Genomic DNA, 14969 nt, shown 5'->3' with positions numbered 1-14969 from the left:
TCCACGATTCCTCCGCAACCCGACGCTTGAGACGAAGGCGGCGATCCGTCACCCTGACGGACAATGAACGCGCCCCTCGCCCATCCCCCGCAAGCCGATCTGAAGTCTGATTCCGGCACGACCCCGGTCATGGCGCAATTCCTGGCGGCCAAGGCGGGCCAGCCGGACGCCATCCTCTTCTTCCGCATGGGCGACTTCTACGAGCTCTTCTTCGAGGATGCGGTGAAGGCGGCGGCGGCGCTGGGCATCACCCTGACCAAGCGCGGCAAGCATCAGGGCGAGGACATCCCCATGGCCGGGGTGCCGGTCCATGCGCTGGACGGCTATCTGGCGCGGCTGATCCGCATGGGCTTCAAGGTCGCCATCTGCGAGCAGCTGGAGAACCCCGCCGAGGCCAAGAAGCGCGGTCACAAGGCGGTGGTCCACCGCGGCGTGGTGCGGGTGGTGACGCCCGGCACCCTGACCGAGGATGCGCTGCTGGACGCGCGCGGGGCCAACCGGCTGGCGGCGGTGGCGGTGCGAAAAGGAAGAGCCGCCGTGGCGGTGGTCGAGCTGTCGGCGGGCGCCATGGACTCGGTGGCCTGCGACCTCAGCGATCTGGGCGCGGCGCTCGCGGCCTTCCGCCCGTCGGAAGTGCTGGTGCCCGACCGGCTGTTTTCGGACGAGGCGCTGAAGGGGGCGCTGGACGGCTCCGGCGGCGTGGTTCAGGCCATGCCGCAGGCCCTCGCCGAGCCCGTGGGCGCCCGCGACCGGGTGCAGCGGCTCTATGGCGTTTCGGCGCTGGACGGCTTCGGCGCCTTCGAGGAGGCCGAGGTTTCGGCGCTGGGCCTGATCGCCGCCTATCTGGAGACCACCCAGGCCGGCAAGATTCCGGCCCTGGCCCCGCCGCGTCGCTCGGGCGAGAGCGGCTTTCTGGCCATCGACCCGGCCACCCGCCTCAGCCTCGAAATCGACCGCACCCAGCGCGGCGAGCGCGACGGCAGCCTGCTGCACTCGATTGACCGCAGCGTCACCTCCGGCGGGGCGCGGGCGTTGGCCGAGCGGGTGTCCCGGCCCTTGCGCGATCCGGCGGCGATCAACGCCGGTCTGGACGCGGTGGAGTGGCTGCTGGAGCGGCGCGATCTGCGGCGCGATCTGCGCGACGGGCTGCGCGCGTCGGCCGACGTGGCGCGGGCGACCTCGCGGCTGGCGCTGGGACGCGGAGGGCCGCGCGATCTGTCGGCGATCCGTTCGGGGCTGACGACGGCGCAGGGTCTGGCCGGTCTGTTCGCCGCCTCGGCGCGCGATCCTCTGGCGGGACCGCCGGCGCGGGTTCTGGCCTGTCTCGACCGGCTGACGCTGGACGCCGAGTTGTCGCATCTGCTGGCCGATCTGGGCGAGGGTCTGATCGAGGAGCCGCCGCATCTGGCGCGCGACGGCGGCTATGTGAACCCCGGCCACCGGCCCGAACTGGACGCCGCCCGCACCCTGCGCGACGACAGCCGTCGCGTGGTCGCCGATCTGGAGGCGCGCGCCGTGGCCGAGAGCGGCGTGGCCTTCAAGGTGCGCCACAACGCCGTGCTGGGCTATTTCCTCGAAGCCTCCGCCAAGGCGGCCGAGGGCCTGCTGCGGGCAGGTCCCGACAGCCCCTTCATCCACCGTCAGACCCTGGCCAATCAGGTCCGCTTCACCACGGTCGAACTGTCGGAACTGGACGCCAGGATCAGCCAGGCCGGGCATCGCGCCCTGGCCATGGAGGGCGAGACCTTCGAAAACTGGCGGCGCGAGGTGGCGCGGCTGGCCGCTCTGTTGCAGGGCGTGGCCGAGGCCCTGGCCGAACTGGACGCCCACGCGGCCCTGGCCGAATGGGCCGAGGAGGTCGGCGCCGTGCGCCCCGTGGTCGACGACAGCCTGTGTTTCGACGTCGAGGCCGGACGTCATCCGGTGGTCGAGGCGGCGGTAACGGCGCAGGGCGATCCCTATACCCCGAACAACTGCCGACTGGCCGGCGACGGCGCCGGAGCCTCGCGCCTGTCGATCGTCACCGGGCCGAACATGGCCGGTAAGTCGACCTTCCTGCGCCAGAACGCCCTGCTGGTGGTGTTGGCTCAGGCCGGGGCCTTTGTCCCCGCGCGGGCCATGCGGCTGGGCGTGGTGGACCGGCTGTTCAGCCGCGTCGGGGCCGGCGACGATCTGGCGCGCGGCCGCTCGACCTTCATGATGGAGATGGTCGAGACCGCCGCCATCCTGACCCAGGCCACGGATCGCAGCTTCGTCGTGCTGGACGAGATCGGGCGCGGCACGGCCACCTACGACGGTCTGGCCATCGCCTGGGCGACGGCCGAGGCCCTGCACGAGACCAACCGCGCCCGCACCCTGTTCGCCACCCATTATCACGAGCTGGCGCGGCTGGAGGAGCGGCTGGACCACGTCTGCAACCTGTCGATGAAGGCGCGCGAGTGGAACGGCGATCTGGTCTTCCTGCACGAGGCGGCGCCCGGCGCGGCGGACCGCTCCTACGGGGTGCAGGTGGCCAAGCTGGCCGGGGTGCCGACCGCCGTCGTCGGCCGCGCCCGCGAGGTGCTGGAGCGGCTGGAGCACGAGAAGGCGGCGACGGCGCGTCTGGACGACCTGCCCCTGTTCGCCGCCGTGGCCGAGCCGCCGCCAGCGCCGATGAGCTCGGCGCTCGACGACGCGATGGCGGGCATCGATCCGGATGAGCTGACCCCGCGCGAGGCGCTGGAAGCGTTGTATCGGCTGAAGGGTCTGGCGAAGACTTAAAAGCCCGCTCATCCCGGCGGACGCCGGGACCCAGTGAGAGCCCCATTCTCGACGGTGTGAATTGGCGGACCTCGCGCGTGAAGCCAAAGGACTGGATCCCGGCGTCCGCCGGGATGAGCGGAAGAAGGGGAGCGTGTTATGACTCGTGACGTGAGCCCATCGCCCCCTCTCGATCCGCGCCTCGTCGGCGCCGCCGCGGCGCCCGATGCGCGCGCTGCCGTCACCGATCTTCTGCGCGAAAGCTTCGCCGTCGACCGCGCCCGCGTCGCCCGGCGGCTGGAGGGCGGCGTCGACGGGGCCGAGGCGGCGCGCCTCTATGCGGCGGCGGCGGACGCCATGCTGACCAGCCTGTGGCGGGTGGCGACCGAGATCCTGCATCCGTCGCCCAAGGAGCGGCTCGCCCTTCTGGCGGTCGGCGGCTACGGCCGGGGGGTGCTGGCGCCCTTTTCCGACCTCGACCTGTTGTTCCTGCGGCCCGGTCAGACGACCAGCGCCCGCGCCGGGGCGGTGATCGCCTTCGTCCATTACGTCCTCTGGGATCTCGGGCTGAAGGTCGGTTCGGCCTCGCGCTCGGTCGGCGAGACCATGGATCTGGCCCGCAGCGACATGACGGTGCGCACGACCCTGCTGGAGGCGCGGGTTCTGGCCGGCGACAGCGCCCTGGGCGAAGGTCTGCTGAAGCGGTTTCGCGCCGAGGTGACCCGCGCCGACCCGAGACCTTTCATCGCCGCCAAGATGGAGGAGCGCGACGTCCGCCTGCAGAAGACGGGGGCGGTGCGCTATCGCGTCGAGCCCAACGTCAAGGACGGCAAGGGCGGGCTTCGCGACCTGAACACCCTGTTCTGGATCGCCCGGTCGCTGGCGCCGGACAGCGAGCAGGGGCAGGCGGCGCTGGAAGGTCTGCTGACCGCGCGCGAGCGGCGCGCCTTCCGCGAGGCGATCGGCTTTCTGTGGCGGGTGCGCATTCATCTGCATCTGGCGGCGGGGCGGGCGGAGGAAAAGCTGACCTTCGACTTCCAGCCCGAGATCGCGCGCCGCATGGGCTGGCGCGGGCGCGGCGACGAACTGGCGGTCGAGCGCTTCATGCGCCGCTATTTCCAGGTGGCGCGCGAGGTCGGGGCCCTGACCCGCGCCGTCTCAGCCCAGCTGGAGGCCCGCCAGCAGAAGAAGGCGCAAGGCCTGGCGCGCGGCCTGTCGCGGCTGATCCCCCGGCGGCGGGTCAAGCTGGCCTTCGACGGCCTGGCCGTCGAGGGCGGGCGGTTGACGGTGACGGGGGGCGGGGCCGTCTTCGCCCATGACCCGGTGCGGCTGCTGCTGCTGTTCGTCGAGGCGGACCGGCTGGATCTGGACCTGCACCCCGACGCCTTCGCCGCCGTGATCCGCGCCCTGCCGCTGGTGACGCCCGCATTGCGGCGCGACCCGCGCGCGGCCGAGGCCTTTCTGACGGTGCTGGCGCACGGGGCGCGGCCTTACCGCGTCCTGTCGATCATGAACGAGACGGGCCTCTTGGGCCGCTTCCTGCCCGAATGGGGGCGGATCGTCGGCCAGACCCAGTTCAACATGTACCACGCCTATACGGTCGACGAGCACACCCTGCAGGCCGTGGGCGTCATCAACGACATCGCGCGCGGCAAGCTGGAGGCCGACCACCCGACCTCGACCGCCATCATCCACCGCATCGCCGACATCGAGGTGCTGATGCTGGCCATGCTGCTGCATGACGTCGGCAAGGGAGGCGACCGGGGGCAGCTGGAGGACGGCGCCATCGCCGCGCGCCGGGCCTGCGAGCGGCTGGGCGTCGATCCGCGCCGGATCGAGCTGGTGGTCTGGCTAGTGCGCCATCACCTGCTGATGAGCGACTATGCGCAAAAGCGCGACGTGTCGGACCCCTCGACGGTGCACGCCTTCGCCGAGGCGGTGGGCGACCCCGAGCGTCTGCGGATGCTGATGGTGCTGACCGTGGCGGATATCCGCGCCGTGGGGCCGGGCGTGTGGAACGGCTGGAAGGGTCAGTTGATGCGCGCCCTGTTCGAGGCGACCGAGGCCCTGTTCCGGGGCGACGCCGTGACGCGCGAAAACCCGCTGGCCGATCACCCCGCCCTGGTCGAACGGGCGCGGCGCGAGGGGGCGGCGGTGGAGGCCCTGGCCGCCGAGGGGCCGCTGGAATCGACGGCGCGGGTGGCGGTGGCGGCGTGGGACCGGCCCGGCCTGTTCGCCGACCTGGCCGCGACCCTGGCCCTGGCCGGGGCCGACGTGGTGGGCGCGCGCCTGGCCACGGCCGAGGACGGCACGGCGCTGGACGTGTTCGAGATTCAGGACGGCGCGGGCGAGCCCTATGGCCAGCGCGAGCCGCGACGGCTGGCCATTCTGGTCAAGGCGCTGGTGCGGGCGGCGCAGAAGGGGGCGCGGGCCTCGGCCGTCGAGACGCCGCGCGTCAGCGCCCGTCGCGCCGTCTTCGAGGTGCGCCCGGTGGTGTGGATCGACGTCGAGGCAGGAACCAGCGCCGTGGTGGTCGAGGTCTCGGGCGCCGACCGGCCCGGCCTGCTGGCCGACCTGGCGCGGACGATCTCGGCGCACGGCTATTCGACCCGCTCGGCCCACGTGGCCAGCTTTGGCGAGCGGGCGGTGGACGGCTTCTACATCACCGACGCGGATGGCGGTAAGCCGACCGACGCGGCGCGGCTGGCGGCGTTGAAGACGGCGCTGATCGCGGTTCTGGATCGGGCGCCGCAGGGACCGGCGGGACGACGCATCGTTCCGGTGCGGGCCAGCGTGCGCGACGTATCCGATCTGGAAGGCGAGGTCGGGCGCAAACCCGTATCCAGCGGGCCGCGAGCGCGCTAAGTCGGTAGCGACGACAGCGAGAACTCCGTGACCGACAAGACCGATCCGTTCGAACCCGCGGCCTCCGTGCCGAGCGCGACGGCCACCGTCGAGCCCATTGTCCAGCCGCCCGCCGCCTCGACGACGCTGGACGGCGATGCGCCCAAAGGCATGGGCAAGGGGGGCGGCGTCATGCGCTCCTCAGCCATCTTCAGCGCCATGACCATGCTGAGCCGCCTGGCCGGCTTCGCCCGCGACGTGGTGATCTCGGCGGCCCTGGGGGCCTCGGCGGGACCGGCGGCCGACGCCTACAACACCGCCCTGAACTTCCCCAATCTGTTCCGCCGCATCTTCGCCGAAGGGGCCTTCGCCGCCGCCTTCGTGCCGGCCTACGCCAAGACGCTGAAGACCGAGGGCGAGGCCGTGGCCGATCAGGTCGCCACCGACGCCCTGGCCGCTGTCGCCGCCGTCACCGTGGTCCTGACCATTATCGCCCAATTGACGATGCCGTGGCTGATGACGGTCATCAACATCGGCTTCCTTGACGATCCGGCGCGGTTCAAGCTGGCGGTGATCCTGACCCAGATCACCATGCCTTACCTGCCCTGCATGGCGATCGCCGCCCTGCTCAGCGGCGTGCTGAACGCGCGCGGGCGCTTCATCGTCTCGGGCGCCTATCCCATCCTGCTGAACCTGATCATGCTGGCCGCCGTCATCCCGGCCAAGGGCGACCAGGTCGGCGCCGCCTACGCCGCCTCCTGGGGCGTGGCCGTGGCCGGCGTGGCCCAGGCGGGCCTGTGCTGGTGGGCGGCGAGGAAGGCCGGGGCCAATATCCGCCTGACCATGCCCAGGCTGACGCCGGCGGTGAAGGCCATCATCATCACCGCCGTCCCCGCCGCCATCGGCAATAGCGCGACCCAGATCAACGTCTTCATCTCGGGCAACCTGTCCAGCTTCGTCGCCGGGGGGCGGACCTGGCTGGCCACGGCGGACCGGCTGTACCAGCTGCCGCTGGGCCTGGTCGGGGTAGCCATCGGCATCGCCCTCTTGCCGCGTCTGTCCTCGGCGGTGGCGTCCAAGGATCACGTCCAGCAGCAGGCCTCGATGGACGAGGCCCTGGCCCTGTCCATGGCCCTGACCCTGCCGGCGGCGGCGGCCCTGATGGCCATGCCCTATTTCCTGATCGACGCTCTGTTCACGCGCGGCGCCTTCCTGCAGGTCGACGCCGTCAACACCGCTCAGGCCCTGTTCCAGTTCGGCTGGGGCGTGCCGGCCTTCGTGCTGATCCGCATCCTGGCCCCGGCCTTCTTCGCGCGCGGCGACACGCGCCGGCCCATGGTCTTCGCCCTGGTCTCGGTGGCGGTGAACGCGGCCCTGGCCATCGCCCTGTTCAATCTGGGCATGGGCATAGCCGGGATCGCGGCGGCGGTCAGCGCGGCGGCCTGGACCAACGCCCTGCTGCTGGGCGCGACCCTGTGGCGGCGCGGGCATTACCGGCCCAGCCCGGAGGCCGCGTCGCGGCTGGTCCGCATTGGCCTGGCCAGCGCCGGTCTGGGTCTGGTGGTCGGCGTCGCCTCCTGGGCGCGGCCCATGCTTCAGGCCCCGGTCGCCGATCTTCTGGCCCTGCTGGGAACCTCGCACGGCGCGAAGGAGATCACCCTGGCCCTGGTGGTGGCGGCGGGCGGGCTGACCTATGTCGTCCTGGCCTTCGCCACGCGCGCGGTCACGGTCGCCGAGGTCAAGGGGCTGCTGCGCGGAGGGCGGTAAGCTTGCCCTTGCCTGCCTGAAACGATAAGCGCGAGGGCATGGCTCTTTCGGGACATCCTCTCGCCGCTCGGCGATGGCGCGGCTGACTGTTCACCGCCTGACCCCGCACGTCCGCGCGTGCGCCGATATCCAGCCTATTTGAGTCCCGAGAAATATTCCCATGACTGACCAGACCCCCGTTTCTGACGTTCTGGCCCCCGTCGCCCCGGCTTACGCAGGTCCGCGTCGCATCCTGTCCGGCATCCAGGCCTCCGGCGCCCTGCACCTGGGCAACTACCTGGGCGCGCTGAAGCGCTTCACCGAGTTGCAGGACACGGGCGCGCCCCTGTTCGTCTTCGTCGCCGACATGCACGCCATCACCGTCTGGCAGGAGCCCGAGAAGCTGGCGGCCCAGACGCGCGAGATCGCGGCGGCCTATCTGGCCTCGGGCCTGGACCCGGCCAAGGCTGTCATCTTCCCGCAGTCGGCGGTGCCGGCTCACGCCGAGCTGGCCTGGATCTTCAACTGCGTCGCCCGCCTCGGCTGGCTGGACCGGATGACCCAGTTCAAGGAGAAGTCGGGCAAGCACAAGGAGCGCTCCAGCGTCGGCCTCTACACCTATCCGGTGCTGCAGGCGGCGGACATCCTGCTCTACAAGGCGACCGAGGTGCCGGTCGGCGAGGACCAGAAACAGCATCTGGAGCTGACCCGCGACATCGCCGCCAAGTTCAACAACGACTTCGGCGTGCCCGGCTTCTTCCCCCAGCCGGAACCCCTGATCCAGGGACCGGGCACGCGGGTCATGAGCCTGCGCGACGGTTCGGCCAAGATGAGCAAGTCCGATCCGTCGGACCTGTCGCGCATCAACCTGACCGACGACGCCGACACCATCGCCGCCAAGATCAAGAAGGCCAAGACCGACATGGAGCCGCTGCCGGAAACGGTCGAGGGTCTGGACGGCCGGGCCGAGGCCAAGAACCTTGTGGCCATCTACGCCGCCCTGTCGGACACCACGCGCGAGGCCGTTCTGGCCGAGTTCGGCGGTCAGGGCTTCGGCTCCTTCAAGCCCAAGCTGGCCGAGCTGGCCGTCACCTCGATGGCCCCGGTCACCGCCGAGATGCGCCGCCTGATGGCCGACCCCGCCGAGATCGACCGCGCCCTGGCCGTCGGCGCCGAGCGCGCCCGCGAGGTCGCTCAGCCGGTCGTGGACGAGGTCAAGAAGATCGTCGGCTTCTGGCAGGGCTGACCAGCCTTTTTCGGACGTGACGGCCGCGCGGCGGCTTTCGCCTCCGGGCGTTGCCGTCTAGATCGTCGGGCCATGAACCATCCTCTTGATCGCGCGATCTTCAACGCCCTGACGACGCGCCTGTCCCGGTTTGCGACGCCGGATTCCGGGCCGGCCGCCGTGCGCATCGATCCCGAGGTCGGCGTCTTTCTGGCGGCGGCGGACGACAGCGCGGAAAGCCGCAGGGCCCTGGGCGAGCTGGCGCGGCGGCATCCGGGCGCGGGACTGGTCGAGCGCGAGGACGGGCCGATGGCTGCGGTCCTGCCCGAGGGGATGACGATCGCAGGACAGGTCGCCCTGGTGCAGATGACGGCGACGGCTCTGACGCCGGTCGGGCCGACGGGCGCGCGGCTGGACGGGGCGATCGAGGTGCTGAGCGAGACGGACGCCCCGGCCATGCTGGCGCTGGCCACCCTGACGCGGCCCGGCCCCTTCCGCTCGCGGACGCGCGACCTCGGCCCCTTCATCGGCGTCAAGCGAGACGGCGAACTGGTGGCCATGGCGGGAAGGCGGCTGCGCGTCGACGGCTTCACCGAGCTGAGCGGGGTCTGCACCCACCCGGATCATCGCGGCCAGGGCTACGCCGCCGCCCTGTCCCGCGTCGTGGTCGGCGAGATTCTGGCGACGGGAGAGACGGCCTTCCTGCACGCCTTCGCCGATCACGAGGCGACGATCGCCTTCTATCGCGGTCTGGGATTTCAGGCGCGGGCGCGCATGATCTATACCTCGCTGGGCGAGGTCTAGAGGAGACGGACATGAGCGGGCACGGCGCGACGGTGGAATGGACGCGGGGCGACCAGCCCTTCGTCGACAAGCGGTACAGCCGCGCCCATGTCTGGCGCTTCGACGGCGGGGCGGTGGTGCCCGGCTCCTCGGCCCCTTCGGGCGTGCCGGTCCCCTTGTCGGACCCGGCGGGCGTGGACCCGGAGGAGGCCATGATCGCCTCCCTGTCCAGCTGTCACATGCTGTGGTTTCTGGCCTTCGCCGCCAACGCGGGTCTGGTGGTCGACCGCTATCTGGACGAGGCCTCGGGCGAGATGGACAAGAACGAAGCGGGCAAGCGCTATTTGGCCCGCGTCGCCCTCAATCCGGTCACGAGCTTCACGGGCCGCCAGCCTGATCAGGCCGAGCTGGACGCCCTGCACCACGCCGCGCACGAGCACTGCGACATGGCCCATACGGTGCGGTCCGAGATCACCGTGACGGCCCGTCTGGGCTGACCGTTTTTCAGGCCTCGGGCGCGACGTCCTTGAGGAAGGCGGTGAAGCGGCGCAGGGCCTCAAGCGTCAGTTCGGGATCGTGCCGCATGGGGCCGTTGCTGGTCGGTTCGTCGAAGGCGTGGGTGCCCTCGGCGATCCAGCTTTCGACCTCGGCGCCGCAGTCGCGGATCATGGCGTTGACCCGTTCGGCGTTCGACACCGTGGTCAGGTGGTCGCGCCTGGCCGTCATGGCCAGAACGCGCGGACAGTGCCGCCACGGCTTCATCCTGTTGAAGGCCCAGAAGCCGACATAGGGGTAGGCCAGCCACACCGCCTTGACCCCCGACAGGTCGGCCGCGCCGGGGTCGGCCACGCCCATCCGGCCCGGCAGCGGGTCCTCGCTCATCATCTCCATGATCGACCAGCCGCCGTGGCTCCAGCCCGCCAGCGACAGCAGGGTCGGATCGACGTCGGGGCGACGCGAGATGCCGTCGACGGCGGCCAGAAGGTCGCCCGCCCGCTCATAGCCGCGCAGCACCAGTCCGGTGCAGACCGTGGTCAGGGTGAAGGCCCGGTTCCAGCCGCGCGGGCCGTAGGAATCGACGATGAAGGCGCGCCAACCGGCCGCCTTGGCCGCCTCGGCGTAGCGCGGCAGATGGTCCCGCAGACCGCCGCAGCCGTGGAACAGCAGCACCGCCGGACGCGGCCGGTCGTCGTCGGGACCGACCACGGTCGTATAGGGTTCCAGCATGGCCCAGCGGGCTTTGAGCGTATCCATGACGGGCAGCATACCGCGCAGCACGCAAAGAAGAAGCGCCGCTTCTCCCTGAGGGGAGAAGCTTCTTTGAGAGGTGCTACCGCCCTTCGGGCTGCTTGAGCACGTCGCCCTGCAAGAAGAGAAACGTCACGCGCTCAAGCAGCGAGCCGCCGCGCGGCGCGCGTTAGCGCCCTTAAAGCCTAGTGCCGGAAGACCCGCACGCCGGTGAAGGCCATGGCGATGTTGTTCTCGTCGGCGGCGGCGATGACCTCGGCGTCGCGCATCGAGCCGCCCGGCTGGATCACCGCCGTGGCCCCGGCGGCGATGGCTTCCAGCAGGCCGTCGGCGAAGGGGAAGAAGGCTTCGGAGGCGCAGGCCGAACCCTGGGCCAACGAATGGGCCAGACCCTTGGCCTCGCCGGCTTCCTTGGCGCGGATGGCGGCGATGCGGGCCGAGTCGCGGCGGTTCATCTGGCCGGCGCCGATGCCCGCCGTCTGGCCGTCCTTGGCGTAGACGATGGCGTTGGACTTGACGTGCTTGGCCACGGTGAAGGCGAACAGCATGTCCTGGATCTCGGTCGGCGTCGGCTGGCGGCGCGTGACGATCTTCAGGTCCGAGGGCTTGATCAGGCTGCGGTCGCGCGACTGCACCAGGAAGCCGCCGGCGACGGAGCGGAACACCTCGCCCGGCCCGTGCGGGTCGGGCAGGCCGTTGGTGATCAGCAGGCGCAGGTTCTTCTTGGCGGCGAAGACTTCCTTGGCCTCGTCGTCGGCGCCGGGGGCGATGACCACCTCGGTGAAGATGCCGGTGATGGCGCGGGCGTCCTCGCCCGTCAGCGGGCGGTTGACGGCGATGACGCCGCCGAAGGCCGACACGGCATCGCATTCCAGCGCGCGGGCGTAGGCGTCCGCCAGGGTGGCGCCGACGGCCACGCCGCAGGGGTTGGCGTGCTTGACGATGACGCAGGCCGGGGCCTCGAACTCGGCCACCAGCTCATAGGCGGCGTCGGCGTCGGCGATGTTGTTGTAGCCGAGCTCCTTGCCCTGGACCTGTTCGGCGTAGGCCACGCCCGGACGGCGCTCGCCGGTGCGGTAGAAGGCGCCCGTCTGGTGCGGGTTTTCGCCGTAGCGCAGGGTCTGGGCCAGGGTTCCGGCGATCGCCTTGCGGGCCGGGGCGGCGTCGTTCAACTGACCGGCGAACCAGGCGGAAACGGCGGCATCATAGGCGGCGGTGCGGGCGAAGGCGCGGGCGGCCAGCTGCTTGCGCAGGTTAAGCGTGGTCGAACCGTCGGTCTTCAGGGCCTCGAGGATCAGGCCGATGCCTTCGCCGTCCACGGCGACGGCGACGTGGCCGTGGTTCTTGGAGCCCGAGCGGATCATGGCCGGGCCGCCGATGTCGATGTTCTCGATGGCCGCTTCAAAACCGCCACCGTCCTCGACCGTCTTCTCGAACGGATAGAGGTCGATCCAGACGATATCGATGGCGCCGATGTTGTGCTCGGTCATGGCCTCGGCGTGGGCCGGGGCGTTGCGCACGCCCAGCAGGCCGCCGTGGACCACGGGGTGCAGGGTCTTGACCCGGCCGTCCATCATTTCCGGGAAGCCGGTCAGGTCGGCCACGTCCTTGACCGGCAGGCCGAAGCCCGCGATCGCCGCCTTGGTGCCGCCGGTCGAGACCAGCTCGACGCCGAGCCCGGCCAGGGTGCGCGCGACATCCTCGAGCCCCGCCTTGTCCGACAGCGAGATCAGGGCGCGGACAGGTTTGATCGCGTCCGGGGCGGGCGGAAAGTCGGGAGCGGCGGGCATGGGCGGCGTCCGTTAACAGCTGGGGCGGGGAGATGGCGGGCGCTCTAGCACCATCGGGCGACGGCGTCAGCCCGCGCGGTCCGATTAGTGGGGGTCGCCCGCGGCCCCGGCCGGGCTCAGCTTCCAGCGGATCTTGGTGTCGGCGTCGGTGCGGACGGAGCCGCGGACCACGATCTGCAAGGAACGCCGGGTCATGCCTTCGTCGACATGGACGGCGGGTTCGATGGCCACGTCGGGGCCGTCGCTGCGGAACCACCAGCCGCGTCCTGAATGGCCGCGCAGCAGGATGGAGCGGCGGTCGCGGGCCAGCGAGGCCTGCACGCCGGGCTCCAGCTGGAAGCGCAGCGCATAGGGCGCGGCCAGGGCGCGCGTCACCTCGGGGCGACCTTCGGGCGGATGCAGCCGTTCCTCGGCGCGCAGTTCGTCCAGCCGCTGATCCAGATAGAGGCGGCGTTGGTGCATCAGGCCGTAGCCGGGCATCCAGCCGTCGTGCTCGACCTCCAGCCAGACGGCGCCGTCGCCTTCGCGGTGGTCGCGGCTGACGTGCAGGGTCGGGCCGACCAGGCGCGGACCCAGAAGCTCCGACTTCCAGCCGGACAGGGGCTCGCCCAGCGGCTGTTCGCCCAGCGTCAGGGTCGAGGCGCCCGGCGTCAGGCGCAGGGCCTGACGGTCCAGGGCGCGCGGGGTCCAGCCGGCGGAGGTGAACAGGCGGTCGCGGCCGCAGACGACTTCCAGCGCGGCGGGCTGGCCGCAGGCGGCGGTCGACCAGGCGCCGTGCGCGGGGGCCTCGACATCGACCATGAGGGTCAGCAGGGGGCTGGAGACGCGCACGAAGCCGCCGACGGCGCCGCTGGACGGCGCGGCGGGCGTCTCGTCATGGGCTCGGGCGGCGGCGACGCGTTCGGGCGTCGAGGCACCCCCGCCCTGGAAGGCGGCCAGCCGACCGTCGGGCAGGGTCAGGACGCGCAGGGCCATGGTCAGGCGCGAGATGGCGGCGGCCACCGGCTCGGGCGTCGGCTCGGACAGCTGGGCCAGGGCGTCGTCCAGGGTAAGCAAGTCGAGCAGCAGCTCCAGCCCCATTTCCGGGGCGCGGGCCGCGTGATGGCCGTCGGCGGCGACGGTGGCCTCCAGCGCGTGAGGCAGGCGTTTCAGGGCGGTGCGGCGAAGACCGGCCCCGGCCTTGCCCGCCAGGGCGCAGCCGGCCACGGCGACGGCGGTCAGGCGCTCGGCCCGGCCCATCGGCCCGCCGGGCGGTCGCAGCAACTGGCGGGCCTGCCGCGCCAGAATGTCGGTCAGGCGCAGACGCTCGGCCTCGGTCGCGACCTGGGCCAGACGGCGCCCGGCGCAGGCCAGATGATAGGTGCGCCGCGCCAGAATGTCGGGGTCCCAGGAGAAGGGCGACCAGCGGTTGAAGATCTCGTCCCAGGCCAGGGTCAGCGCCAGAGCCTCGCGCGCGCCGCGATCGCCGAGGGCCATCATCTCGGGCATCCAGACGAAGGCGTGCAGCTCGACGGCGAAGGCGCGGCTGGGGGTGGGGCGGTTCCACAGGTCGGCGGGTCCCTCGGCGTCGAGGCTGAGCCCGGCCAGGGTGAACCGGCCCGACAGCAGGGGGCGCGGGGCCTCTTCGCGCAGGGGCCGGAAGTCGCGCGGACTGACCGCGAAGCCGTCGGCGCGGGCGCCCTTCAACGTCAGGGCGTAGCCGGGCAGGCCGTAGAGCTCGATCCACAGCTGGCGGGCGGCCAGCTGACCGGCGACCGCGGCCCAGAGGGCGGGATCGGCCTTGGCTCCCGTGGCCCGCACCGGGGTGCGGACCGGGGCGCCGCGCAGGCCGGGGATATGGCCCTCGTTCAGGCCGCCGTCCGTCTCGCGCGGGGCGAAGGGGCCGAGGGGGCTCACGCGGCGGCGGCTTTCAGGGCCTGGATGTTGGCGGCGTAGGCGTCCGGCCCGCCCTTGAAGACGAAGGAGCCGGCGACCAGGGCGTCGGCCCCGGCGGACAGGCAGGCCCCGGCGTTGTCGGCGATGACGCCGCCGTCCACCTGCAGGCGGGCCTTGGACCCGGCGCGGTCGAGGATGGCGCGGGCGCGCTCGATCTTGTTCAGCGAGGAGGGGATGAATTTCTGGCCGCCGAAGCCGGGGTTGACCGACATGATCAGCACCAGGTCGACCATGTCGACGACCTCTTCCAGGATCGACAGCGGCGTGGCCGGATCGAAGACCAGACCGGCCTTGGCGCCCAGCTGGCGGATGCGCCCCAGGGTGCGGTGGACGTGGGGGCCGCTTTCCGGGTGGATGCTGAGGATGTCGGCGCCCGCCTCGCGGAAGGCTTCCAGCCAGGGATCGACCGGGGCGACCATCAGGTGGACGTCGAAGGGCAGGCTCGTGTGCGGGCGCAGGGCCTTCACGATGTCCGGGCCGAGAGTGATGTTGGGCACGAAATGGCCGTCCATGACGTCGACGTGGATCCAGTCGGCCCCGGCGGCTTCCAGCGCGCGGACCTCTTCGCCCAGCTTGGCGAAGTCGCTGGCGAGGATGGAGGGGCAGATCAGCGGAGCGGGGGCGGCGATGGTCTGGGTCATGGTTCTGCGACTTACGGC

General features: G+C 71.5%; 10 protein-coding genes. 6 read left to right on the top strand and 4 right to left on the bottom strand.

Annotation, left to right across the window (positions count from 1 at the left end):
- The first annotated feature begins 63 nt into the window (after positions 1–63).
- The 6 genes from mutS (at position 64) to AC1DJ5_RS13120 (ending at position 9834) form a co-directional block, all read left to right on the top strand.
- Positions 64–2760 (top strand): DNA mismatch repair protein MutS, encoded by a 2697-nt coding sequence (mutS, locus tag AC1DJ5_RS13145; protein WP_477020904.1) that lies wholly within the window; start codon positions 64–66, stop codon positions 2758–2760.
- A gap of 150 nt (positions 2761–2910) precedes the next feature.
- On the top strand, positions 2911–5604 hold the full coding sequence (gene glnD / locus AC1DJ5_RS13140) for a [protein-PII] uridylyltransferase (protein WP_477020903.1): 2694 nt from the start codon (positions 2911–2913) through the stop codon (positions 5602–5604).
- 27 nt (positions 5605–5631) lie between these two features.
- Positions 5632–7350, top strand: a complete 1719-nt coding sequence (murJ, locus tag AC1DJ5_RS13135) for a murein biosynthesis integral membrane protein MurJ (RefSeq protein ID WP_441456287.1) — start codon at positions 5632–5634, stop codon at positions 7348–7350.
- Between the two features lie 160 nt (positions 7351–7510).
- Complete coding sequence (gene trpS, locus AC1DJ5_RS13130) at positions 7511–8575, top strand: tryptophan--tRNA ligase (RefSeq protein WP_477020902.1); 1065 nt, start codon at positions 7511–7513, stop codon at positions 8573–8575.
- A gap of 72 nt (positions 8576–8647) precedes the next feature.
- Positions 8648–9358: a GNAT family N-acetyltransferase gene (locus tag AC1DJ5_RS13125; protein WP_477020901.1), complete on the top strand. Its 711-nt coding sequence runs from the start codon at positions 8648–8650 to the stop codon at positions 9356–9358.
- 11 nt (positions 9359–9369) lie between these two features.
- Positions 9370–9834 carry an OsmC family protein gene (locus AC1DJ5_RS13120; protein WP_477020900.1) on the top strand — a complete coding sequence of 155 codons (465 nt, stop codon included), beginning with the start codon at positions 9370–9372 and terminating at the stop codon, positions 9832–9834.
- Positions 9835–9841: 7 nt separating this feature from the next.
- Here the strand turns inward: AC1DJ5_RS13120 and AC1DJ5_RS13115 are convergent, their stop codons facing one another.
- From AC1DJ5_RS13115 to rpe, 4 genes are all read right to left on the bottom strand, one after another.
- Complete coding sequence (locus tag AC1DJ5_RS13115) at positions 9842–10591, bottom strand: dienelactone hydrolase family protein (RefSeq protein ID WP_477020899.1); 750 nt, start codon at positions 10589–10591, stop codon at positions 9842–9844.
- 179 nt (positions 10592–10770) lie between these two features.
- Positions 10771–12375 carry a bifunctional phosphoribosylaminoimidazolecarboxamide formyltransferase/IMP cyclohydrolase gene (gene purH, locus AC1DJ5_RS13110; RefSeq protein ID WP_477020898.1) on the bottom strand — a complete coding sequence of 535 codons (1605 nt, stop codon included), beginning with the start codon at positions 12373–12375 and terminating at the stop codon, positions 10771–10773.
- Positions 12376–12459: 84 nt separating this feature from the next.
- A complete protein-coding gene (locus tag AC1DJ5_RS13105) occupies positions 12460–14271 on the bottom strand; it encodes a heparinase II/III family protein (protein ID WP_441456281.1) in 1812 nt (603 codons plus the stop codon).
- A complete protein-coding gene (rpe, locus tag AC1DJ5_RS13100; protein ID WP_477020897.1) occupies positions 14268–14951 on the bottom strand; it encodes a ribulose-phosphate 3-epimerase in 684 nt (227 codons plus the stop codon). The genes AC1DJ5_RS13105 and rpe overlap by 4 nt, the downstream gene beginning before the upstream one ends.
- Positions 14952–14969: the final 18 nt, after the last annotated feature.

The organism is Brevundimonas sp. 01N35, assembly GCF_056399785.1.
This window is presented reverse-complemented; position numbering and strand designations above follow the sequence as displayed.